The following is a 19,818-nucleotide window of genomic DNA, read 5'->3' on the forward strand; positions in this document are numbered from 1 at the left end:
GAGGGCATGACCACCCCGCCCGACTTCCTCGTCCGCCCGGACCCGGCCAATCCCGCCCTCACCGAAACGGTGCAGGGCATCGATCATGACGGCAAACCCGTCGAGACCAAGGTGCCGGTCGAACGGCCGCTCACCCTGTTCCTGAACGGGCAGGAAATCGTCACTATGATGACGATCGGGGATTATCCCGATTACCTGGCCCTGGGCTATCTGATCAACCAGCGCATGCTGCTGCCCGACGACGAGGTGACCGGCATCGATTTCGACTCCGAGATCGAGACCATCGTGGTGCGCACCGCGCGCCAGACCGATTACGAAGAACGCCTCAGGAAAAAGACCCAGACCTCGGGCTGCGCCCAGGGCACGGTATTCGGCAACATGATGGATGCGGTGGAAAGCGTGCGGCTCGATCCGGATGCCGTACTGCACACCTCGTGGATCTATGCGCTTTCCAAGAAGATCAATCTGGCGCCGTCGCTGTATCTGGAGGCCGGCGCCATCCACGGCTGCGTGCTGTGTGAATCGGATCGTCCGCTGATCTACATGGAGGATGTCGGCCGTCACAACGCCATCGACAAGATCGCCGGCTATATGCGGGTCAACGGCATCTCGCCGGCGGGCAAGACGATGTATACCACCGGGCGGCTGACGTCTGAGATGGTGATCAAGACCGCGCAGATGGGCATCCCGATCCTGATCAGCCGCTCGGGCTTCACCGCCTGGGGCGTGCAGCTCGCGCGCCAGATCGGCATGACCCTGATCGGCCGTGCCAAGGGCAAGCGTTTCGTGGCGCTGTCGGGCGCCGAGCGGCTGCGTTTCGATGCCGATCCGGCCGTCGTGGGTGACGAGGACGCGAAGCTGCAGCGCAAGGGCAGTCGCGACGACGAGGCGGCGTAATGGCGGTTATCCTTGGCGTTGTGCTGGCGGGCGGCCTGGCCCGCCGGATGGGCGGCGGCGACAAGAGCCTGCAGATGCTGGCGGGCCGGCCGATCCTTGATCGCATACTCGAACGTTTCAGGCCGCAGGTGGATGGCGTGATCCTGAATGCCAATGGCGACGCGGCGCGGTTTGCCCGATGGAATCTGCCGGTGGCGGGCGATGCCATCCCCGATTATGCCGGGCCGCTGGCTGGCGTGCTGGCGGGCCTGGCCTGGGCGAAGCAGAACCGCCCGGATGTCAGCGATATTGTCACCGTGCCGGGCGACGGTCCGTTTTTGCCGCGCGATCTGGTGGCGCGCATGGTGGCGGCACGCGACAAGGCGGGTGCCGATCTCGCCTGTGCCGTCTCGGCCGGCCAGGCCTATCCCGTGGTTGGCCTGTGGCCGGTTCGCCTGCATGACGACCTGCGCCGCGCGATGGTGGACGAGGATATCCGCAAGGTGGATCGCTGGACCGCGCGGCACAAACTGGTGCAGGTGGAATTCGCTGCCCAGCCGGTCGATCCCTTTTTTAACGCCAACACGCCGGACGACATCGCCGAAGCTGAACGCCTGCTGGCGCAATTGGGAGATGCGGCATGAATCCCGCCGACTGGCCCGTGCTGCCGCCGGGCTACACGCTGAAACTCTGTGTCTCGGATGCCTTCGACACGGCCTGCAGAGCAGCGGCCGAGGGCGCCGCCGATGGCCTGATGCTGATGGTCGACCGACAGGATCGCTGCGAGGCGGCTTTGGTGCTGCGGCCACTCGATCCGATCCAGCCCGCGCTGACGCTCGCCTATGTCGGCATGCTGGGCCTGCACGATGGGCTGGCGGCCCTGGCGCCGGCGGAAACGCCGGCCAGTATCGGTTGGCCGGACCGCCTGCTGGTGAACGAGGCCTGCGTCGGTGGCCTGCAGGCGGCGCATGGGCCGCTGGTCGAGAAGGAGGGCATGGCAGACGTGCCTGACTGGCTGGTGCTGGGTATCACCGTGCAGATGTTTGGCGACCGCGAGGACGACACGCCGGGCGTGGAGCTGGAATACACCAACCTGCATGAGGAAGGCTGCGGCGAGATCACCGTGCCGCAGCTTATCGAGGCTTTCGCGCGCCACCTGCTGCTCTGGCTCGACCGCTGGCAGGAAGACGGCTTCGAGCCGATCCGTCGCGCGCTGCTGAACGAACTCTCCGACAAGGCGCTGAAGGTCGAGGCCAATGGTGATGCCTGGTTCGAGGATGGCGCGACCAAAACCTGGCGCAGCCTGCGCGATGCCCTGCGGCATCGCAGCTGGGTCTTGCCCGAACCGGTGGGGCAGCCGTCATGAAACTGCTGCGGTGCATCCGCTTCGATGAGTCCGACACGCGGGTCTTCCCGCAGGCAGCCATGCCCGGCGAATGGGCGGTGCCGGGCACCTTCGTCTTTGCCGATGCCGATCCGGAGCAATTAAGCCGGCAGGAACGCCAGGCCTTCGCCAACGGCTTCCTGGGCCTGGGCAGTTTCGGCTGGTCGACCCTGGTAACGGTAGCCGAGATCGGGACGAAGGAATATGAAGATGCCGTCGCGGCATTGACACAGCACCTTATCGGATCCTATGGCGCGCCGGATGCACGGGTTGCCGAGGCGGCGGCGCGTGAGGAAATCGATTACGCCATCTCGCTCTGCGAGCATCCAATCAACACACTGTTGTCCTTGAGCCGCTTCATCGAAGGCGAGGGGATCCGCGAACAGTTCCGCGTCGTGCCGGCGCCGGGCGAGACACTGCATACCAAAATCTGGGAGATCACCCCCGATGGCTGACGCGCCCGGCAGCTTCTGGATGTCCAGCGGCTACGACCTGCTCGACCGCGCGGATGACGGCCGCCTGCTGGCCGGCGCCGATTTCATCCGCGCCTACCTAAGCCGACCGGAAATGCTGCCACCAGACGAGGCCTGCGCAGCCGAACGCCGCCTGTATGCCGATCTGCTGCAGCAGCCGTTACGCGCCGTGCCGGCGGATGAACTGGCCGGGTTGGCCGATGCCGATGCGCGCGAGAATTACGACATCTTCCTGCGCTTCCGCGATCATCTGCTGCGTGCCGGCAGTGTGGAGGCGGCTTATGTCGGTTTGTTCCGCCCTGACGCGCCGCCCGTGCCGGCCCTGTTCATCGATCACCTGGCCGCGACCATCCTGCGCGACCTGCTGGATGGCAGCCGCGATGCCTTCCGCCTGCGCGCCGCCGAACTGTATTTCCGGGTGCAAAAAGCCACCACGCAGGAGGGTCGCATCCTGCTGGCCGATGAGGAAACGGTGGAGATGCTGGCGGCCGGAGGCTTCGGCTCGCTCGGCGCCCTGGTGGCGCAGGCCGGCACGGCCCTGCGCAGCGTCGACATGGATATCCTGACCAAGGAGAATGCGGCCGAATACTGGGGCCGCAGCGACCGGCATGATTTCGTGCTGGATTTCGGCTTTACCCGGCCGGGCCAGGATGCCTTCGCCCGCGTGATCGAGTTATGGGTTGAGCGGCTTGCCGGTGCCGCCGTGCAGGTGCATCCGGTACAGACCATCCGCGATGAGCGCTGGGTCTGGCATATCGGTCTGGACGCCACGGCCAGCGGCATCATGAACGCGCTGTATGAAGGCCAAAGCGTGGAGGAGGATCGTTTGCGGCAGATCCTGGCGCTGTTCCGCCTGGAATTCCGCGATCCCTCACTGATGCTGCCGCGTGTGGCCGGGCGGCCGGTCTATCTGGGCCTGGCGATGGATGCGCAGGGCCGAGTGCGGATGAAACCGCAGAATCTTGTGATAAACTTGCCGCTCAATTCGGGAAGCTGAAGATGGGCAGCGACGTCAGACCGCCGGAAACCGAGGCACGCCTGGTTGGCGTGATCCTGGAGCGCCGCAAGCTGGATAATCCCTGGGTGGATTACAGCTGGCGCCCGGTGCAGGTTTTGCCCGGCGTGCCGGATTCTCCACCCTGGACCAAACTGGCGGAAGGCGAAGGCTGGACGCAGTTCTATGCCGGGGCGGCCGAACTGGTGCTCTATCGTCACGAGAGCGAAACCTACGCCTACAATATCGAAAGCGCGCAGCCAGCCGTGTGGGTGTTTTTGCGCAACAGCGGGGAAACGCCGGGTATCGAACTGCATGGCGCCTCGGTGGATCCTGGCGAAGCCCACGCCCATAACGACACCGGCGACGACATCGTCGATTTCGTGCCGATGCCCGAGGCGATCCTGGCCTGGGTAACCGATTATGTGCGTCGTCATCCGCCCACGAAGCAGCATTACAAGCGCAAGCGTGACCGTGCCGATCCCGAGGCGCTCGCCCGTCGCACGCGGCTATATGAGTCCGATCCGCTGCGCCAGATGCCCGAGGATGAATAGGGTCCTCGCATGACGCGCGACAGCGACAAGCCGGAAGACGACGGGCAGGGTGGTTTCCTGACCCGCTGGTCGCGCCGCAAAGCCGAAGCCCGCGAGGAAAAGCCGGCCGAAATGCCGGCTGAGACGGATGCTGTCGCCGAGGAAGAGTCCGAAATCGATCCGGCCAGCCTGCCGCCGATCGAAAGCCTGACCGAAGCCAGCGACTTCAGTGTGTTTCTCAAAAAGGGCGTGCCGCCGGCCTTGCGTGCCGCCGCCCTGCGCAAACTGTGGCTGGTCGAGCCCAGCGTGGTGAACTACCAGCCGCTGGTCGAATACAACTGGGATTTCACCGCGCCGGGCTACGGCGAGTTGCTGCCAACCGACGACATCGCCAAATACGTGAAAAATGTTTTCGAGGGCGGCCTGCCGAAAACGGCAGATCATGAAACAAAGCCCGAGGTAACGCCTGCCGAACCGGCGCAGCAGATTGCGGCCGAAGCGCCGGCGGAGCCGGTGACCGTGGAGCCGGTTGAGCCGGCAGATGAGGCGGTGCCAGACCTAGCGCCAGAGCCAGCACCGGTCTATGTGCCGCCGCGCCGCCGCCATGGCAGCGCATTGCCTGGCTAAATCCCGGCCGGATTAAATTTCGCCCTCTCCTTTGGCGCCCAGCCGGCGCAGCAGATCGGGGCGGGCGCGCAACCAGGCCTCTGCCGGTTCCAGTGCGCGGAACAGCAGAGGATTCAGCGCGATCGACAGCAGCGCCCCGGCCATCAACAAATCGCGTCCTTCCTCGGGCAGCAATCCGAGCGACACGCCCAGCCCGGCCAGAATGAAGGAGAATTCGCCGATCTGGGCGAGACTGACCGAAACCGTCAATGCCGTTGACAGTGGATGGCGAAAGGCCAGCACGATGATGAAGGCCGCCACTGATTTGCCGACCAGGATGATGAACAGCACACCCAGCAGAGGCAGTGGCGCTTCGTAAATGATGCGTGGGTCGAACAGCATGCCGACCGAGACGAAGAACATCACCGCAAAGGCGTCCTGAAACGGCAGCGAACGCTGCGCGGCGTCATGGCTGAGATCGGATTCGTTCATGATCACGCCGGCGAAGAAGGCCCCCAGCGCAAACGACACGTCGAACAGCAAGGCGGCGCCGAAGGCGATGCCCAGCGCGCAGGCCAGCACGGCCAGCGTGAACAATTCGCGTGAACCGGTCTCGGCCACATGCTGCAGCAGCCAGGGGATGACACGCTTGCCGACGATCAGGGCCAGGGCCGCGAAGGCGGCCACTTTTACAGCAGTGAGCAGCAGGGCGGCGAAGATGTTTTCGTTGCCTTCGCCGCGCCCGCCCAAAATATCGGCCAGAGGCGGCAACAGCAGCAGGGCGGCGATCATGAAGATATCTTCCACCAGCAGCCAGCCGACGGCGATATGGCCCGGGCCGGTTTCCACCTCGCCGCGGCTTTCCAGTGCCCGCAGCAATACAACGGTGCTGGCGACCGACAGGGCCAGCCCGAAGACCAGTCCGCCCCCCAGGCCCCAGCCGAACAATTGCGCCAGACCAAAACCCAGCAGGCTGGCCACCGTGATTTGCACCAGCGCGCCGGGAATGGCGATCCATCGCACGCGCATCAGATCTGAAGGGGTGAAATGCAGGCCGACGCCAAACATCAGCAGGATCACCCCGATCTCGGCGAGTTGCTGGGCCAGCACCGAATCGGCGACGTAACCAGGTGTGTGCGGGCCGACCAAGACGCCGGCCAGCAGGTAGCCGACCAGCGGCGAGAGGCGAAACTTCTGCGCGATCATGCCGAAGGCAAACGCGATCACGAAGGCCAGGGCCAGCATGGTGATCAGCGGCGTGTCATGAGGCATTGACCGGATATCCGTTCAGAAGGGCGGAAAGACAGTAAAGATAATATCTACAGTGACTTGCCCCATCGTTAACACAATCGGGCCGGAAATTTGAAGATGCAATTATTTTGAGACTGAGAAGCGCTCTCAAAATTTCGCAATCGCAGCAAAACAGGAATGTTATCAGTGTCTTAGGCTGATTTTTATTGTTCTCCAACAAAAGTATTTGTAGGTTGACGTCACGGGAAGAGGATCGCGTGACCGAAGCACTGACGAAAGCCATCGCCATCGTCGGCGGCCAGACGCAGCTGGCTCGCCTGCTGGGCGTGAAACAGGCCAATGTCTGGCACTGGCTGAACAAGGCCGGCCGGGTGCCCGGGGAATATGTGCTGGCCATCGAGAAAGCGTGCGGCGGCCAGATCACCCGCCACGATCTGCGGCCCGATCTCTACCCCGACACCCAGTCCGCCGATGCCCTGCCGGTCATCCCCGAGGAAGACCGCTGGCGCAGCCAGATTTATGCCCTGCTGGGCCGCAGCCTGGCGCGACGGCCCGATACCGCGTTGCTGACCGCGCTGGGCCAGTTGAAGGGCGACGCCACGCCAATGGGCCAGGCCCTGGCGCGTCTGGCCGAGCTGGCGCATGCCACCTCGGTGGAGCGGGCACAGGACGAATACGACGCGCTGTTCATCGGACTGCCGCGCGGCGAACTGGTGCCCTATGCCTCGTTCTACCGCACCGGTTTCCTGTACGAGCGGCCGCTGGCCAAGCTGCGCGGCGACATGACCCAGCTTGGTTTTGCCCGTGCCGAAGGCATCCACGAGCCGGAAGACCATATGGGCGCGCTCTGCGAGCTGATGTCGCTGCTGATCAGTGGTGGCGAAGGGCGCGGCCCGGCCGAACTCGCCACCCAGGAACGGCTGTTCCGGCAGCATATCGCGCCCTGGGGCGAACGGTTTTTCACCGATCTGGAGCAGGCGCCCAGCGCCCGGCTCTATCAGCCGCTCGGCAGCGTCGGCCGGCTGTTCATGACCATCGAAACTCAGGCATTCGCCCTTGCCGCCTGATGGCCGGGCCGATTTTTACGGAGGACCAGCAATGACCGCCACCGACAAGAAAGACCAAATGGATCGCCGCAATTTCCTGCGCACGGCCGGCGTTGGTGCGGCTGCTGCCGCCGTGGCGACCGCCGCCATTGGCCCGACCAAGGTGGAGGCGGCCGAAAATGCCGAGACCCGCAAGAAGCAGCGCTACAAGGAAACCGACCACGTGAAGCGCTATTACGAGACCAACCGGCTCTGATCGCCGCGCCGCAGACGACATACGGAGACGTCCCATGCTGATCAAGAAGAGCTCCACCGCCGGTGCTGCCCCCAAGGGCAAGCTGTCCGGCATTCTGGCCGGCGCCACGCTGCAGACGATGGATCGCCGCGGTTTCCTGAAGGCTTCGGGCCTGGCGGCTGGTGGCCTTGCTGCCGTTTCCGCACTGAGTCCGGCGATGGTCAAGCCGGCCAAGGCCGCGCCCTCCACCGCTGCCAACATCGTCAAGAAAAAGAATATCTGCACGCATTGCTCGGTGGGCTGCACCGTGACGGCGGAAGTCGAAAACGGCGTCTGGGTCGGCCAGGAGCCGAGCTGGGACAGCCCGATCAATCTGGGCACGCATTGCGCCAAGGGTGCCTCGATCCGCGAACTCACGCATGGCGACCGGCGTCTGAAATATCCAATGAAGCTGGTGGACGGCAAATGGACCCGCATCAGCTGGGATACGGCGATCGAGGAGATCGGCAGCAAGCTGCTTGAGATCCGCGAGAAGTCGGGCCCTGAATCGGTCTACTGGCTCGGCTCGGCCAAGTTCTCCAATGAAGGCGGCTATCTGTTCCGCAAGTTCGCGGCCTTCTGGGGCACCAACAATATCGATCACCAGGCGCGTATCTGCCACTCGACCACGGTCGCCGGCGTAGCCAATACCTGGGGCTACGGCGCGATGACCAACTCGTATAACGACATCCACAATTCGAAGTGCATCGTGATCATGGGCGGCAACCCCGCCGAGGCGCATCCGGTCTCGCTGCAGCATGTGCTGCGCGGCAAGGAGAAGAACAAGGCGCCGATGATCGTGATCGATCCGCGCTTCACCCGCACCGCGGCGCATGCCACCGAATATGTGCGCATCCGTCCGGGCACCGACATCCCGACCATCTACGGCCTGCTGTGGCACATCTTCCAGAATGGCTGGGAAGACAAGGAGTATATCCGCCAGCGCGTCTATGGCATGGATGACATCCGCGCCGAAGTCGCCAAGTGGACGCCGGAAGAAGTCGAGAAGGTCACCGGCGTACCCGGCGAGCAGATGAAGCGCGTCGCCGAGCTGATGGCCAAGAACAAGCCCGGCACCTTGATCTGGTGCATGGGTGTGACCCAGCACACTGTAGGCACCGCCAACGTGCGTGCGCTCTCCATCCTGCAGCTCGCCTTGGGCAATATCGGCGTGGAAGGTGGCGGCGCCAATATCTTCCGCGGCCATTGCAACGTGCAGGGCTGCACCGATCTCGGGCTGGATGTCACCACCCTGCCGGCCTATTACGGTCTGGTCGAGGGCGCGTGGAAGCACTGGTGCCGCGTCTGGGACGTCGATTACGACTGGATGCAGAGCCGGTTTGAGTCGAAGAAGATGATGGAGACCAAGGGTATCCCGTCGACCCGCTGGTTCGACGCCGTCCTGGTCGACAAGAAGGACCTGGAGCAGAAGGACAACGTGAAGGCGATGTTCTTCTGGGGCCATGGCGGCAATACCGTGCCGCGCATGCCGGAGATGAAAACCGGCATGGAGAAGGTCGAGCTGATGGTCGTGGTCGATCCGCATCCGACCACCGCCGCGGCGCTGCCCGACCGCAAGAACGGCACGTATCTGCTGCCGGCCTGCACCCAGCTTGAAACCCGCGGCTCGCGCACGGCATCGAACCGGTCGCTGCAATGGGGCGAGCAGATCGTGCCGCCGGTATTCGAGTCCAAGCCCGATCACTGGATCCTGTACAAGTTCGCCAAGAAGCTCGGCTTCGATAAGGAGCTGTTCAAGAACATCAAGATCGATGAGGGCGATGAGCCGAACGTCGAGGACATCCTGCGCGAACTGAACAAGGGCAGCGTCTCGATCGGTTACTCCGGTCAGTCGCCGGAGCGCCTGAAGGAGCATATGGCGAACCAGGCCGATTTCGATGTGGTCAGCCTGCGCGCCACCAAGGGTCCGCTGAAGGGTGAATTCTATGGCCTGCCGTGGCCATGCTGGGGCACGCCCGAGATGAAACATCCGGGTACCCATGTGCTCTACAACACCAATCTGCCGGTGAAGGATGGCGGCGGCGCATTCCGTGCCCGTTTCGGTGTGGAGCGCAACGGCGTGTCGCTGCTGGCCGAGGGTTCCTATCCGGTCGGCTCCGAAATTCAGGACGGCCATCCTGAATTTACCTACGGCCTGCTCAAGAAGATGGGCTGGGACAAGGAACTCACCGATGCCGAGCGCGCCACGATCGAGAAGATCGGCGGCAATAATCCGGACGCGGTAGGCTGGGCCATCGATTATAGCTGCGGCATCATCCGCGTCTGCATGGCACATGGCGTGCAGGCGATGGGCAATGCCAAGGCCCGTGCCAATGCCTTTGGTCTGCCGGACCCGATCCCGGTGCATCGCGAGCCGATCTATACCTCGCGTCGCGACCTGGTCGAGAAATATCCGGCCATGGCCGATCGCCGCGACTACCGCCTGCCGCATCTGGGCAAGAGCATCCAGGACAAGGATTTCTCGAAGGATTTCCCGCTGATCCTGACCTCGGGTCGCCTGGTGGAATACGAGGGCGGCGGCGAGGAAACCCGCTCGAACAAGTGGCTGGCCGAGTTGCAGCAGAACATGTTCGTCGAGATCAACCCGGAAGATGCGGCCCGCCTTGGCATCAAGGAAGGCCAGAATGTCTGGGTCTATGGTCCGGAGAACAAGGCCAAGGCCAAGGTCAAGGCGCTGGTCACGCCACGCGTCGGCAAGGGCGTTGCCTTCATGCCCTTCCACTTCTCCGGCTTCTGGCAGGGCGTGGACCAGCGCAAGAACTATCCGCCTGGCGCCGATCCGATTGTGTTGGGCGAGTCCGTCAACGGTGTGACCACCTATGGCTACGACCCGGTCACCCATATGCACGAGAACAAGGCCACGCTGTGCCGCATCGAGGCGGCCTGAGCGGCGGTTAGGGAGATATCATCATGGCCCGTATGAAATTCCTCTGCGACTCCGAGCGCTGCATCGAATGCAACGCCTGCGTCACCGCCTGCAAGAACGAGAATGAAGTGCCCTGGGGCATCAATCGCCGCCGCGTCGTCACGCTCAATGATGGCGCCAAGGGTGAACGTTCGATCTCGATGGCCTGCATGCATTGCGAAGATGCGCCCTGCATGGCGGTCTGCCCGGTCGACTGTTTCTACAAGACCGAGGAGGGCGTGGTCCTGCATTCCAAGGACCTCTGCATCGGCTGCGGCTACTGCTTCTATGCCTGCCCGTTTGGCGCGCCACAGTATCCGCAGGTCGGCAATTTCGGCAGCCGCGGCAAGATGGACAAGTGCACCTTCTGCGCCGGCGGCCCCGAGGCCGACAACACCAAGGAAGAATACGCCAAGTACGGTGCCAACCGCCTGGCGGAAGGCAAGCTGCCGTTATGCGCCGAGATGTGCTCGACCAAGGCGCTGCTGGCCGGCGATGGCGAGGTGATCGCGCAGATTTACAAGGAACGCGTCACCCGCCGTGGTTACGGTTCCGGCGCCTGGGGTTGGGCGACCGCCTACAAATCCGGCACTGCGGCCTGATCGCGGTTCAGCAAAGGAGACACAAGATGCGCCTTTTCAATTTCAAGCGCACGGCCTTGAACGCGCGTATGGCTTGGGCCGCCCTGGCTCTTGGTCTGATGCTCAGCTTCGGCGGCATTGTGCCCGCCTCGGCGCAGCAGGCGGCACCGGCGGATGAATCCGCCCTGCTTCAGCAGCTGAAGGGTGCGCCGGTTGCCGGCCGCGTCTCGATCCCCGATGCGAAGTCGGGCGTGCTGATCCAGCCGCAGGGCCGCGAATGGCGTCAGACGCTGGAAGGCCCGGTCAAACAGGCCGGCGGATGGCTGCTGGTGATCACCGTGGTGGCGCTGGCTGCCTTTTTGGCGATCCGTGGTCGTATCAAGATCGATGCCGGTCCGGCAGGACGCACCATCGAGCGCTTCTCGGGTGCCGAGCGCTTCGCCCATTGGCTGACCGCGATCTGCTTCATCATCCTGGGACTCAGCGGCCTCAATCTGTCGTTCGGTCGAGCCCTGTTGTTGCCGGTGATCGGACCGGAGGCCTTCACCGGCCTCACCTCGTTTGGCAAGCTGGCGCATAACTTCCTCAGCTTTCCCTTCGTGCTTGGCGTGCTGCTGATGGCCGTGTTGTGGATCCGCCACAACATTTTCAATGCCATCGACATGGAATGGTTCCGCCAGGGCGGTGGCCTGCTGCAGAAGGGTGTGCATCCGCCGGCCGGCAAGTTCAACGGCGGCCAGAAGATCATTTTCTGGTCGGTGGTAATCGGCGCCGCCGTGCTGGCGGTCAGCGGTTATATGCTGATGTTCCCCTTCTACGTCACCGATATCGCCGGCATGCAGCTTGCTCAGATCGTGCACGCCGTGGCCGGTATCGTGATGGTGGCGATCATCCTGGCCCATATCTATATCGGTTCGATCGGCATGGAAGGTGCCTTCGATGCCATGGGCAGCGGCCAGGTCGACATGAACTGGGCCAAGGAGCATCACAGCCTGTGGGTCAAGGAAACCCAGGCTCGTGTGGGCGGCGACGACTGAGCCGCAGAGATACGCAGACATGGAAAGGGCGGTGGATTTCCACCGCCCTTTTTCGTTTGGCCTGTGCGGAACGATCAGCCGAGATTCTTTTCGGCGAATTCCCAGTTCAGCAGCTTGTCGATCGCCGCATTCAGGTGATCGGGGCGACGGTTCTGCCAGTCGAGGTAATAGGCATGCTCCCACACATCGAGGGTCAGCAGCGGTTTAACGCCTGCCATGTGCAGGGGGTTCTCGGCATTGCCAGTCTTCTTGAACACCAGCTTGCCGTTTTCCAGGCACAGCCAGGCCCAGCCCGAACCGAACTGCGTCACGCCGGTATTGGCGAATTCGCTTTTGAACTTCTCATAATCACCGAAGCTGTCTTTGATCATGTCGGCGATACGGCCGGTCGGCTTGCCGCCGCCCTTGGGCGACAGGCTGTCCCAGTAGAAATCATGGTTCCAGACCTGAGCGGCATTGTTGAAGATCGCAGTCTTGTCGGCCTTGCCATGGGTCGCCTTGATGATCTCGACCAGGCTCTTGTCCTTCAGCGGATCGTTGGCGATCAGGTTGTTCAGGTTGTTGAGATAGGCAGTGTGATGCTTGCCGTAATGGAAACCGATGGTTTCCGCCTTGATGACCGGGCTAAGGGCATCGTCGGCATAGGGAAGGGGTTTCATCGTGAACGGGGCACCCATAATCGTCTGCTCCTTGTCTAAAAAGATTTGCCAGTCCGGAGGCAATTTCTAAATAGGACAGCTGCGGGCGAGAGGAAACCGGCTCGACAGGTAAAAGGGGAATTTTTTGCGGTTTCCGGCCATGGCCGGCCGGACTTGCAAAGTGGTGTGGCCAAGCCAAGATGAAACGACAACCAGGCGAGGAAGTTGCATATGACGATGCGGGCATGCGCGGCGGTCGGTATGGTGACGGCGATCCTTGCCCTTCTGGCCCCTTCCGGGGCGCGGGCAGATATGGTTGGTCACGGTGCCATGGTGAACGGCATTGCTGTTTCGCCCGATGGCCTGCAACTGCTTTCGGCCAGCTGGGATTACACCCTGCGCCTGTGGGATCTGCCTCGGCAGCGTGAATTGAAGGTCCTTGATGGCCACACCGCCAGCGTGAATGCCGTGGTGTTCCTGCCCGATGGGAAAAGTGCATTCTCTGCCAGCTGGGACCACAGCATCATCCGCTGGAACCTCGCCAGCGGCAAACCGAGCGGGCACCTGAAGGGGCATCTCAACAACGTGGCCGGCATCGCACTCAGCCGCGACGGCCGTTGGTTGGCCAGCGCAAGCTGGGATCGCACCGTGAAGCTGTGGAATGTGGCGGCCAGCCGCATGGAGCACAGCTTCGAAGGTCACGAGGCAAATGTGATGCAGGTGGCATTCGCCATGGACGACCGGCAGCTGGTTTCTGTCGGCTATGATCGTAGCGTGCGGATATGGGAAATCGCCAGCGGCAAGGAGCTGGCGGTACTGAACGGGCATGAGACCAGCGTGAATGCCGTGGCGGTTACGCCCGATGGCAAAAGCGCGCTGACCGGCAGCACCGATGGTGCGATCAAGCGTTGGGATCTGGTGGCGCGCCGCGAAACCGGCAGCCTGCCGGGCCATAGCGGCTTCATTACGTCATTGGCGATTTCACGAGATGGTCGCTATGCGCTATCCGGGGGAGGTGACCGGTTGATGCGCTTGTGGGACCTGCGCGAAGGACGACAACTCAAGCAGTTTGCCGGCCACGAAAAGCCGGTCTGGTCGGTCGCATTCACACCGGATGGCAAACATGCCGTTTCCGGTGGCTACGATGCCGTGATCAAGGTGTGGTCGCTGGAAACCGGCGCTTTGGTCAAACCGAGGAACTGAACCGGGAAACGGCCAAGGACGGATCAGTTGTGATGCGTTTCGTGGGTGACCCGCGCGCCTTCGGTGGTGAAGGCCACATCGACCGGCTTGTTCACGGTCTGCAGGATCACGGCCGCACCGGCCGCGATGATGAGGGCGGCGATCACACCGGAAATGAAGGCTTTCATGGGACATCCTCCAGGGCACTGGTTGCGTTGAATTATAGGCTATTTTATTGTCTGATTTAAAGGGGTTAGCGGCTTGTTTGCTGCTGCAGCCAGGCGATCAGGTCGATGCGGTCCTGGGCAATCGCAAGCCCGCCATACATTTTATTTCCAGGAATATAATCCTGAGTGGCGGCCAGGTATTTGTCCATGGTCTCGGCCGTCCAGATCACGCCGGATTTCTTCATCGCTTCCGAATAGCGGTAATCAGGCAGGCTGCCAGCCCTGCGTCCGAACACGGCATGCAGCCGGGGTCCAACAATGTTGCGGCCGTTGGCTTCCAGCGTGTGGCAGGCGCGGCATTTACCCCATAATTCGGCGCCGCGTTCCAGGCTCGGCGGTTCAAGCGTCTGCGCCGAGGCTGCGCCGCTTGCCGCCAGACAGAAGCTGAGCAAGGTCAAAAGACGCCGCGACAAAGCCGACCTCCGGCTGGTTTTCCTGATACCTCAACACTATAGTCGATACAGTTGGTTTACCAAGCATTCGGGTGGGATTGTGATGCGTCTGGATGGCAAGCGCGTCCTTGTGTGCAACTGCGAGGGCACCATGCCGCTCGACGGTGTTGCCTTGGCCCGTGCCTGCGGTGCCACCGCCGACAAGCACGGTCTTGCCACCCAGCTTTGCCGCGCCGAACTGTCGCGTTTCCATGACGCACTGAAATCGGGCGAGCCCGTTACCGTCGCCTGCACCCAGGAACAGCCGCTATTCGAGGAGCAACGCGAGGAAAGCGGCAGTGACATAGCTGTGTCCTATGTCAACATTCGCGAAACTGCGGGCTGGTCGCGTGAGGCGGCCGCCGCGACACCGAAGATCGCCGCCCTGCTGGCTGCGGCCGCCGTGCCGGTTCCGCCTCTGCCGGCAGTGACCATGACTTCGCAGGGTATCGTGCTGGTCTATGGCCGTGACGAACGCGCCATCGCCGCCGCGCGGCAACTGGCCGATCGGCTGGATGTCACCATCATGCTGGATCGGCCGCAGGATGTGCCGGGCCAGCCGCTGATGGACCTGCCGATCGTGCAGGGCCGCATCGTGGGTGCGCGCGGCCATCTTGGCGCTTTCGAACTGATGGTCGATGATTATGCCCTGCCGGCGCCATCTTCGCGTCGCCAACTGTCATTCGGTCCGGCCCGCAATGGCGCCAGTTCGCGTTGCGACATCATTCTCGATCTCACCGGCGGCACGCCGCTTTTTCCCGCCCATGAGAAACGCGATGGCTATTTGCGTCCCGATCCGAACGATCCGGCGGCGGTGCAGCGCGCGTTATTCGAAGCCAGCGACCTGACCGGCAGTTTCGAGAAGCCGCTTTATGTCGATTTTCATCCCGAGCTTTGTACTCATTCGCGCTCGAGGAAAACCGGCTGCACGCGCTGCCTTGACGTATGCCCCACTGGCGCAATCACGCCGGCGGGCGACCATGTCGTCATCGATCCCTATATCTGCGGCGGCTGCGGGAATTGTGGTGCGGTCTGCCCGACCGGCGCGGCCGATTACCGGATGCCGCCAGCCGCCAGCCTGGTCGAACAGGTGCGCGCCCTGCTGCTGGCCTATCGCGAGGCTGGCGGGCGCCAGGCGGTGCTGCTGCTGCACGATGCCAAACAGGGTGCGCCGCTGATCGACGCTCTGGCTCGATTTGGCGATGGTTTGCCAGCCCGTGTGTTGCCGTTAGCGGTGCATGCCGTCACCGAATGCGGGGCGGCGGTATTCGCTTCGGCTTTTGCCTATGGCGCGGCCGATCTGCGCGTGCTGGCCCCTGGCAAGCGACGGGATGATCTGGGCGGCCTGGCCCAGCAGCTCGCCCTGACCGAAACCATTCTGGTCGGCTTGGGTTTCGAGGCCGGTCGCGTCGGCCTGATCGAGACCGACGATCCGGATCAGCTCAGCGCCGCCCTGGCAGCCCTGACGCCGCGCGAGGCGCCGGCCGGTGCCAGCTATCTTCCCATGGGCCGCAGCCGCGACCTGGCGCGCCTGGCTTTCCGCCATCTGCATAAGGTGGCGCCGCAGCCGGTGGACGCCCTGGCTCTGCCGCCTGGTGCATCCTTCGGCAACGTGAGAATCGATGCCGAGGGCTGCACGCTCTGCCTGGCCTGCGTATCGGCTTGTCCAACCGGCGCGCTCAGCGATGACCCTGAGCGGCCGCGGCTCAGCTTTATCGAGGATGCCTGCGTACAATGCGGCCTGTGCCGAAACACCTGCCCGGAAAAGGTGATTACGCTGGAACCGCGGGTGAATTTCACCGAGGCGGCCGCCAGCGCGCGCCTGATCAAGGAAGAAGAGCCCTTCCACTGCGTCCGCTGCGGCAAGGCTTTCGGCACGAAATCGACCATCGAGCGCATTGTCGCCCAGCTTGAGGGCAAACACTGGATGTACCAGTCGGGCGCCATCGAGCGCGTGCGGATGTGCGGTGACTGCCGCGTGATCGTGCAGAGCGAGAGCAAGATCGATCCTTATGCCGGCGCGCCACGGCCCGAGATCCGTACCACCGACGATTATCTGGCGGAACGCGCAGCGGCCGAGTTGAAGGCATCGGGGAAAAAGCCGTCATGAGAGTTCTGGGCATTGCCGGCTGGAGCGGGTCGGGCAAAACCACCCTGCTGGCCGATCTGATCCCACTGCTGGTGGCTCGTGGCTTGCGGATATCGACGATCAAGCATGCGCATCACGAATTCGATGTCGACAAACCGGGCAAGGATTCTTATCGCCATCGTGAGGCCGGCGCCACCGAGGTATTGATCAGTTCGGCCAAACGCTTCGCCCTGATGCACGAGCATCGCGGCGCGATTGAGCCGACGCTGGACGAGCTGGTGGCGCGCCTGAGTACCGTTGATCTTGTGCTGGTGGAAGGTTTTAAACATGAAAACCACGCCAAGATCGAGGTCTGGCGCAGCGAAGTGGGTAAACCGATGCTGCAGCCAAATGACTCCAACGTGATCGCTGTGGCCAGCGACCAGCCTATGCCAGGCCTGGCCGTGCCGGTGCTGGACGCCAACAATCATGTGCAGATCGCCGATTTCATCATGGGCTGGATGGCGCAACCCGTCGTGAGTGGGGCTCGCCGTGGCGCAGCTGAGTGATGATTGTTTCGCCCATGGCGGCGCCTTGATACGGCTGGACGATGCGCTGGCCGATTTAGGCCAGCGGCTGAAGCCCGTCACCACTGTTGAGACGCTGCCGTTGCAGGGGTGCCGTGGCCGGGCACTGGCACGGCCGGTTGAGGCACAGGTTGCGGTGCCGCCGCGCGACAATTCCGCGGTCGATGGCTATGCGGTGTATTTCGACGATCTTTCATCCGATGCGGAAACGGTGTTGCCAGTCATTGGTCGCGCCGCCGCCGGACATCCTTTCCCAGGCCCGCAGCCGCGCGGGACCGCCGTGCGGGTGCTGACCGGCGCCGTCATGCCCGAAGGACAGAATGGTGCACCCGACACGGTGATGATGCAGGAAGATTGCCGGCTGGAAGGCGAGCGCGTCGTCATTCGCCCAGGCATCAAGCGTGGCGCCAACCGTCGCCTGGCCGGCGAGGATGTGCGCAGTGGCGAAATAGTGCTGCCGGCCGAACGCCTTCTCGGCGCGGCGGAACTGGCGCTGGCCGCCGCGGCCGGCCACGCGACGCTGGAAGTCTATCGGCCGCTTAAGGTGGCGTTGCTGTCCACTGGCGACGAGGTGCATCCGGCCGGTGGTTCATTGCCGCCCGGTGGTATCTACGATGCCAATCGTCCGCTGCTGTCGGCCTTGCTGGCGGCAGCAGGCTGTGTGGTGAGCGATCTCGGCATCCAGCCTGATCGTCGCGACCATCTGGTTCGGGTTTTCGGCGAGGCTGCTGCGACGCATGACGCCGTGATCAGTTCTGGTGGCGTATCCACTGGCGATGAGGACCATGTGAAAGCGGCCATCGAGGCGAATGGCAGCCTGCATTTCTGGCGATTGGCGATCAAACCGGGCAGGCCGGTGGCGTTGGGGCAGATCGGCCGCGTACCGTTCTTCGGTCTGCCCGGCAATCCGGTGGCTGCGATGCTCACCTTCTGCTTTTTTGCCCGACCGCTGCTGCAGCGCCTCGGCGGCGCCGTGCCTGTGCCGCCGCGGGGATATCCGGTGGTATCGGGTTTCGGCTACAAGAAAAAATCCGACCGCCGCGAATGGGTGCGGGTGTCCCTTGAGTCTGACGGGCAGGGCGGCTGGCGTGCCGAAAAATATCCGGTGGACGGCGCCGGTGTGATCACATCCTTGACGCGCACCGATGGATTGATCGAACTGGCAGAAGATGTCACGCGCCTGGAACCCGGAATGCGAGTGCCGTTCTATCCTTATGCCGAACTGGGCAGTGGCGCAGTTTAACTGAAGCCCGCATGTCGCAGGATATGCGTGGCGGTCAGACCTTCCACCACGCCGGGCGTATCGATCATCGGCGCGACGGCCTTGCCGGTTACATAGGTGCTGCCCACGGCGATTGCGGTTGAAACGTCGTCGCTGGTTTCCAGGTCAGTAATGATGCATTCCTGCCGGTGCAGGGCGGCGCGTTTCGCAAAAGTCGACATTATCTGGAATATCTTTGCCGGGTCCGGTTCATCCGGCGGCAGCCAGGTGGCAAAACCATGGCCACCGCTATTGGCATAAAGATCGATCAGTTTGAAATCGGGCGGTATGCGCAGGATGCGCGTGCCGCAAAAGGGCTGGATATATGCCATCACTTCGGCCACACGGCTGGCCGGCGTGCCGACGGGAATATTGCGCACGATGATGCCGATGAATTTGGTGAGGCCACCGGGCACTTCTTTCAGTCGCGCAAAATAGATGTCGCGCAGTTTCGAGACCGCCAGAGTATCGAAGGATGCCGAAATCATCACCACGCCGCGATGGCCGCCAGTCAGCATGCGGTGCAGGCCGAGCAGGCCGCTGGTCAGGATGTAGCGGTCCAGATAGAAAGGCAGCTCTTCCGGCTTGTCGAGAAATGGATCGTTGACCATGTCGGCCGGCTTGTCGCTCGGGGTATGGATTGCCACCGCGTCGAAAGCGGTAAAGCCGCGCCGCCGCAGGCTGTAGGCCGGGTAGAATCCCACCCGACATTCCTTGAGGAAGGTTGCCGTCGTCTTTTTCTGAAACAGACCGGCCAGGGATTGGTCCAGATCCGCCAGGTCGGGGCCGGCGCCGACGGCTGCCTGCGGAGCCTGTTCGTCGCCCTGGATGCCGCCGGCTTCATCGAAGAATGTAACCCCGGTCTTGGAGACTGGTGCCGTCTGACTGCGCACATAGTCGACCAGGTCTTTCAGGGAATCGATTTTCTCAATCACCAGATTGCGGTCGACATCGGCGACGTTGGAGGTGACGATCAGATCCTGCTGTTCGGGCATGTCGCCCGCAACCAGTCTCTGGATTTCATCGGCAATTACCTTGGCCTTGAACGCTGCTTCCTGTCGGCCGAGATGCGTGAACAGGATCAGGTAATTCTCCTCATCGACCTTGTACTGCACATCTGTCGGATCGAGTTTCCGGCGGAAGATGCTCTCGATCAGGCCGTGAATATGTTCGCTCCGCTGAGGCCAGCGGGGGCCCAGCATTTCACGCACGTTCTGCAGGCCGATGAGCTGCAGTGTGCCAGCCGGAATCTTGCCCCCGGGCAGGGCCGATTTCAGGTTTGCCGCAGCCGGTTTGGCGACAGCAGCCGGCGCGCGCGCGGCTTCACTTTCACCGAAGAAGAAATCTCCCAGAGAGTCGAGCAGGGATTTGTTGGGTGGCGCCATTTCGAACCTGCATTCGATCATTCCGAATGCGGGCATTTTAGCGCATTCTGGAATTTTA

21 protein-coding genes are annotated in these 19,818 nt (G+C 62.9%); 16 read left to right on the forward strand and 5 right to left on the reverse strand.

Annotated elements, in window-relative coordinates:
• Positions 1-6 precede the first annotated feature (6 nt).
• From ACE3OO_RS13815 to ACE3OO_RS13845, 7 genes are read left to right on the forward strand one after another with little or no spacing between them, the layout of a single operon-like run.
• The gene (locus ACE3OO_RS13815) at positions 7-897 is read left to right on the forward strand and encodes a formate dehydrogenase accessory sulfurtransferase FdhD (protein ID WP_374303846.1); all 891 of its coding nucleotides are present in this window, start codon (positions 7-9) and stop codon (positions 895-897) included.
• Complete coding sequence (mobA, locus tag ACE3OO_RS13820; RefSeq protein ID WP_374303849.1) at positions 897-1,520, forward strand: molybdenum cofactor guanylyltransferase MobA; 624 nt, start codon at positions 897-899, stop codon at positions 1,518-1,520. The genes ACE3OO_RS13815 and mobA overlap by 1 nt, the downstream gene beginning before the upstream one ends.
• Positions 1,517-2,242 (forward strand): biotin/lipoate--protein ligase family protein, encoded by a 726-nt coding sequence (locus ACE3OO_RS13825; RefSeq protein ID WP_374303852.1) that lies wholly within the window; start codon positions 1,517-1,519, stop codon positions 2,240-2,242. Before mobA ends, ACE3OO_RS13825 begins: the two co-directional genes overlap by 4 nt.
• A complete protein-coding gene (locus ACE3OO_RS13830) occupies positions 2,239-2,715 on the forward strand; it encodes a DUF6505 family protein (RefSeq protein WP_374303854.1) in 477 nt (158 codons plus the stop codon). Before ACE3OO_RS13825 ends, ACE3OO_RS13830 begins: the two co-directional genes overlap by 4 nt.
• Positions 2,708-3,730, forward strand: a complete 1,023-nt coding sequence (locus tag ACE3OO_RS13835) for a DUF6352 family protein (RefSeq protein ID WP_374303856.1) — start codon at positions 2,708-2,710, stop codon at positions 3,728-3,730. Before ACE3OO_RS13830 ends, ACE3OO_RS13835 begins: the two co-directional genes overlap by 8 nt.
• Positions 3,731-3,732: 2 nt before the next feature.
• Positions 3,733-4,281 carry a DUF3305 domain-containing protein gene (locus ACE3OO_RS13840; RefSeq protein ID WP_374303859.1) on the forward strand — a complete coding sequence of 183 codons (549 nt, stop codon included), beginning with the start codon at positions 3,733-3,735 and terminating at the stop codon, positions 4,279-4,281.
• 9 nt (positions 4,282-4,290) lie between these two features.
• Positions 4,291-4,887 carry a DUF3306 domain-containing protein gene (locus tag ACE3OO_RS13845; RefSeq protein ID WP_374303862.1) on the forward strand — a complete coding sequence of 199 codons (597 nt, stop codon included), beginning with the start codon at positions 4,291-4,293 and terminating at the stop codon, positions 4,885-4,887.
• A gap of 12 nt (positions 4,888-4,899) precedes the next feature.
• Here ACE3OO_RS13845 and ACE3OO_RS13850 read toward each other — a convergent pair whose 3' ends face one another.
• On the reverse strand, positions 4,900-6,138 hold the full coding sequence (locus tag ACE3OO_RS13850; RefSeq protein ID WP_374303865.1) for a cation:proton antiporter: 1,239 nt from the start codon (positions 6,136-6,138) through the stop codon (positions 4,900-4,902).
• A gap of 236 nt (positions 6,139-6,374) precedes the next feature.
• On the opposite strand from ACE3OO_RS13850, the gene ACE3OO_RS13855 reads away from it, so the two are divergent.
• From ACE3OO_RS13855 to ACE3OO_RS13875, 5 genes are read left to right on the forward strand one after another with little or no spacing between them, the layout of a single operon-like run.
• Positions 6,375-7,184 carry a molecular chaperone TorD family protein gene (locus ACE3OO_RS13855; RefSeq protein ID WP_374303867.1) on the forward strand — a complete coding sequence of 270 codons (810 nt, stop codon included), beginning with the start codon at positions 6,375-6,377 and terminating at the stop codon, positions 7,182-7,184.
• 31 nt (positions 7,185-7,215) lie between these two features.
• Entirely contained in the window at positions 7,216-7,419 is a 204-nt protein-coding gene (locus tag ACE3OO_RS13860; protein ID WP_374303870.1) for a twin-arginine translocation signal domain-containing protein, read from the forward strand.
• A gap of 34 nt (positions 7,420-7,453) precedes the next feature.
• Complete coding sequence (locus ACE3OO_RS13865) at positions 7,454-10,345, forward strand: molybdopterin-dependent oxidoreductase (RefSeq protein WP_374303873.1); 2,892 nt, start codon at positions 7,454-7,456, stop codon at positions 10,343-10,345.
• 23 nt (positions 10,346-10,368) lie between these two features.
• Positions 10,369-10,965, forward strand: a complete 597-nt coding sequence (gene fdh3B, locus ACE3OO_RS13870; RefSeq protein ID WP_374303875.1) for a formate dehydrogenase FDH3 subunit beta — start codon at positions 10,369-10,371, stop codon at positions 10,963-10,965.
• Positions 10,966-10,991: 26 nt separating this feature from the next.
• Positions 10,992-11,981, forward strand: coding sequence for a formate dehydrogenase subunit gamma (locus ACE3OO_RS13875; RefSeq protein WP_374303877.1), 990 nt, complete (start codon positions 10,992-10,994; stop codon positions 11,979-11,981).
• A gap of 74 nt (positions 11,982-12,055) precedes the next feature.
• Here the strand turns inward: ACE3OO_RS13875 and ACE3OO_RS13880 are convergent, their stop codons facing one another.
• Entirely contained in the window at positions 12,056-12,658 is a 603-nt protein-coding gene (locus ACE3OO_RS13880) for a superoxide dismutase (RefSeq protein WP_374303880.1), read from the reverse strand.
• Between the two features lie 192 nt (positions 12,659-12,850).
• Between ACE3OO_RS13880 and ACE3OO_RS13885 the strand changes: the two genes are divergently transcribed.
• Entirely contained in the window at positions 12,851-13,822 is a 972-nt protein-coding gene (locus ACE3OO_RS13885) for a WD40 repeat domain-containing protein (RefSeq protein ID WP_374303882.1), read from the forward strand.
• Positions 13,823-13,845: 23 nt separating this feature from the next.
• Here ACE3OO_RS13885 and ACE3OO_RS13890 read toward each other — a convergent pair whose 3' ends face one another.
• Both ACE3OO_RS13890 and ACE3OO_RS13895 read right to left on the reverse strand, forming a co-directional pair.
• Entirely contained in the window at positions 13,846-13,989 is a 144-nt protein-coding gene (locus tag ACE3OO_RS13890) for a hypothetical protein (protein ID WP_374303885.1), read from the reverse strand.
• 65 nt (positions 13,990-14,054) lie between these two features.
• Positions 14,055-14,441 (reverse strand): cytochrome c family protein, encoded by a 387-nt coding sequence (locus tag ACE3OO_RS13895; RefSeq protein WP_374303887.1) that lies wholly within the window; start codon positions 14,439-14,441, stop codon positions 14,055-14,057.
• Positions 14,442-14,523: 82 nt separating this feature from the next.
• Between ACE3OO_RS13895 and ACE3OO_RS13900 the strand changes: the two genes are divergently transcribed.
• Genes ACE3OO_RS13900 through glp form a run of 3 tightly spaced genes read left to right on the forward strand, consistent with a single transcriptional unit; the run spans position 14,524 to position 18,357 of the window.
• A complete protein-coding gene (locus ACE3OO_RS13900; RefSeq protein ID WP_374304698.1) occupies positions 14,524-16,569 on the forward strand; it encodes a 4Fe-4S binding protein in 2,046 nt (681 codons plus the stop codon).
• Entirely contained in the window at positions 16,566-17,096 is a 531-nt protein-coding gene (gene mobB, locus ACE3OO_RS13905; protein ID WP_374303889.1) for a molybdopterin-guanine dinucleotide biosynthesis protein B, read from the forward strand. Before ACE3OO_RS13900 ends, mobB begins: the two co-directional genes overlap by 4 nt.
• Entirely contained in the window at positions 17,080-18,357 is a 1,278-nt protein-coding gene (gene glp, locus ACE3OO_RS13910) for a gephyrin-like molybdotransferase Glp (protein WP_374303892.1), read from the forward strand. Before mobB ends, glp begins: the two co-directional genes overlap by 17 nt.
• Here glp and ACE3OO_RS13915 read toward each other — a convergent pair.
• On the reverse strand, positions 18,354-19,760 hold the full coding sequence (locus ACE3OO_RS13915; RefSeq protein WP_374303896.1) for a hypothetical protein: 1,407 nt from the start codon (positions 19,758-19,760) through the stop codon (positions 18,354-18,356). The genes glp and ACE3OO_RS13915 overlap by 4 nt on opposite strands.
• Between the last annotated feature and the right edge of the window lie 58 nt (positions 19,761-19,818).

The organism is Ferrovibrio sp. (assembly GCF_041906005.1).
GTDB lineage: Bacteria > Pseudomonadota > Alphaproteobacteria > Ferrovibrionales > Ferrovibrionaceae > Ferrovibrio.

Bases quoted from the DNA above. Each gene is read 5' to 3' on its own strand.
- fdh3B (WP_374303875.1), top strand. From the start codon at position 10,369: ATGGCCCGTATGAAATTCCTCTGCGACTCCGAGCGCTGCATCGAATGC.
- ACE3OO_RS13880 (WP_374303880.1), bottom strand. From the start codon at position 12,658: ATGGGTGCCCCGTTCACGATGAAACCCCTTCCCTATGCCGACGATGCC.
- mobB (WP_374303889.1), top strand. From the start codon at position 16,566: ATGAGAGTTCTGGGCATTGCCGGCTGGAGCGGGTCGGGCAAAACCACC.
- ACE3OO_RS13815 (WP_374303846.1), top strand. From the start codon at position 7: ATGACCACCCCGCCCGACTTCCTCGTCCGCCCGGACCCGGCCAATCCC.
- ACE3OO_RS13900 (WP_374304698.1), top strand. From the start codon at position 14,524: ATGCGTCTGGATGGCAAGCGCGTCCTTGTGTGCAACTGCGAGGGCACC.
- ACE3OO_RS13830 (WP_374303854.1), top strand. From the start codon at position 2,239: ATGAAACTGCTGCGGTGCATCCGCTTCGATGAGTCCGACACGCGGGTC.
- ACE3OO_RS13835 (WP_374303856.1), top strand. From the start codon at position 2,708: ATGGCTGACGCGCCCGGCAGCTTCTGGATGTCCAGCGGCTACGACCTG.
- ACE3OO_RS13875 (WP_374303877.1), top strand. From the start codon at position 10,992: ATGCGCCTTTTCAATTTCAAGCGCACGGCCTTGAACGCGCGTATGGCT.
- ACE3OO_RS13840 (WP_374303859.1), top strand. From the start codon at position 3,733: ATGGGCAGCGACGTCAGACCGCCGGAAACCGAGGCACGCCTGGTTGGC.
- ACE3OO_RS13865 (WP_374303873.1), top strand. From the start codon at position 7,454: ATGCTGATCAAGAAGAGCTCCACCGCCGGTGCTGCCCCCAAGGGCAAG.
- ACE3OO_RS13885 (WP_374303882.1), top strand. From the start codon at position 12,851: ATGACGATGCGGGCATGCGCGGCGGTCGGTATGGTGACGGCGATCCTT.
- ACE3OO_RS13845 (WP_374303862.1), top strand. From the start codon at position 4,291: ATGACGCGCGACAGCGACAAGCCGGAAGACGACGGGCAGGGTGGTTTC.
- ACE3OO_RS13825 (WP_374303852.1), top strand. From the start codon at position 1,517: ATGAATCCCGCCGACTGGCCCGTGCTGCCGCCGGGCTACACGCTGAAA.
- ACE3OO_RS13915 (WP_374303896.1), bottom strand. From the start codon at position 19,760: ATGGCGCCACCCAACAAATCCCTGCTCGACTCTCTGGGAGATTTCTTC.
- ACE3OO_RS13850 (WP_374303865.1), bottom strand. From the start codon at position 6,138: ATGCCTCATGACACGCCGCTGATCACCATGCTGGCCCTGGCCTTCGTG.
- ACE3OO_RS13860 (WP_374303870.1), top strand. From the start codon at position 7,216: ATGACCGCCACCGACAAGAAAGACCAAATGGATCGCCGCAATTTCCTG.
- mobA (WP_374303849.1), top strand. From the start codon at position 897: ATGGCGGTTATCCTTGGCGTTGTGCTGGCGGGCGGCCTGGCCCGCCGG.
- ACE3OO_RS13890 (WP_374303885.1), bottom strand. From the start codon at position 13,989: ATGAAAGCCTTCATTTCCGGTGTGATCGCCGCCCTCATCATCGCGGCC.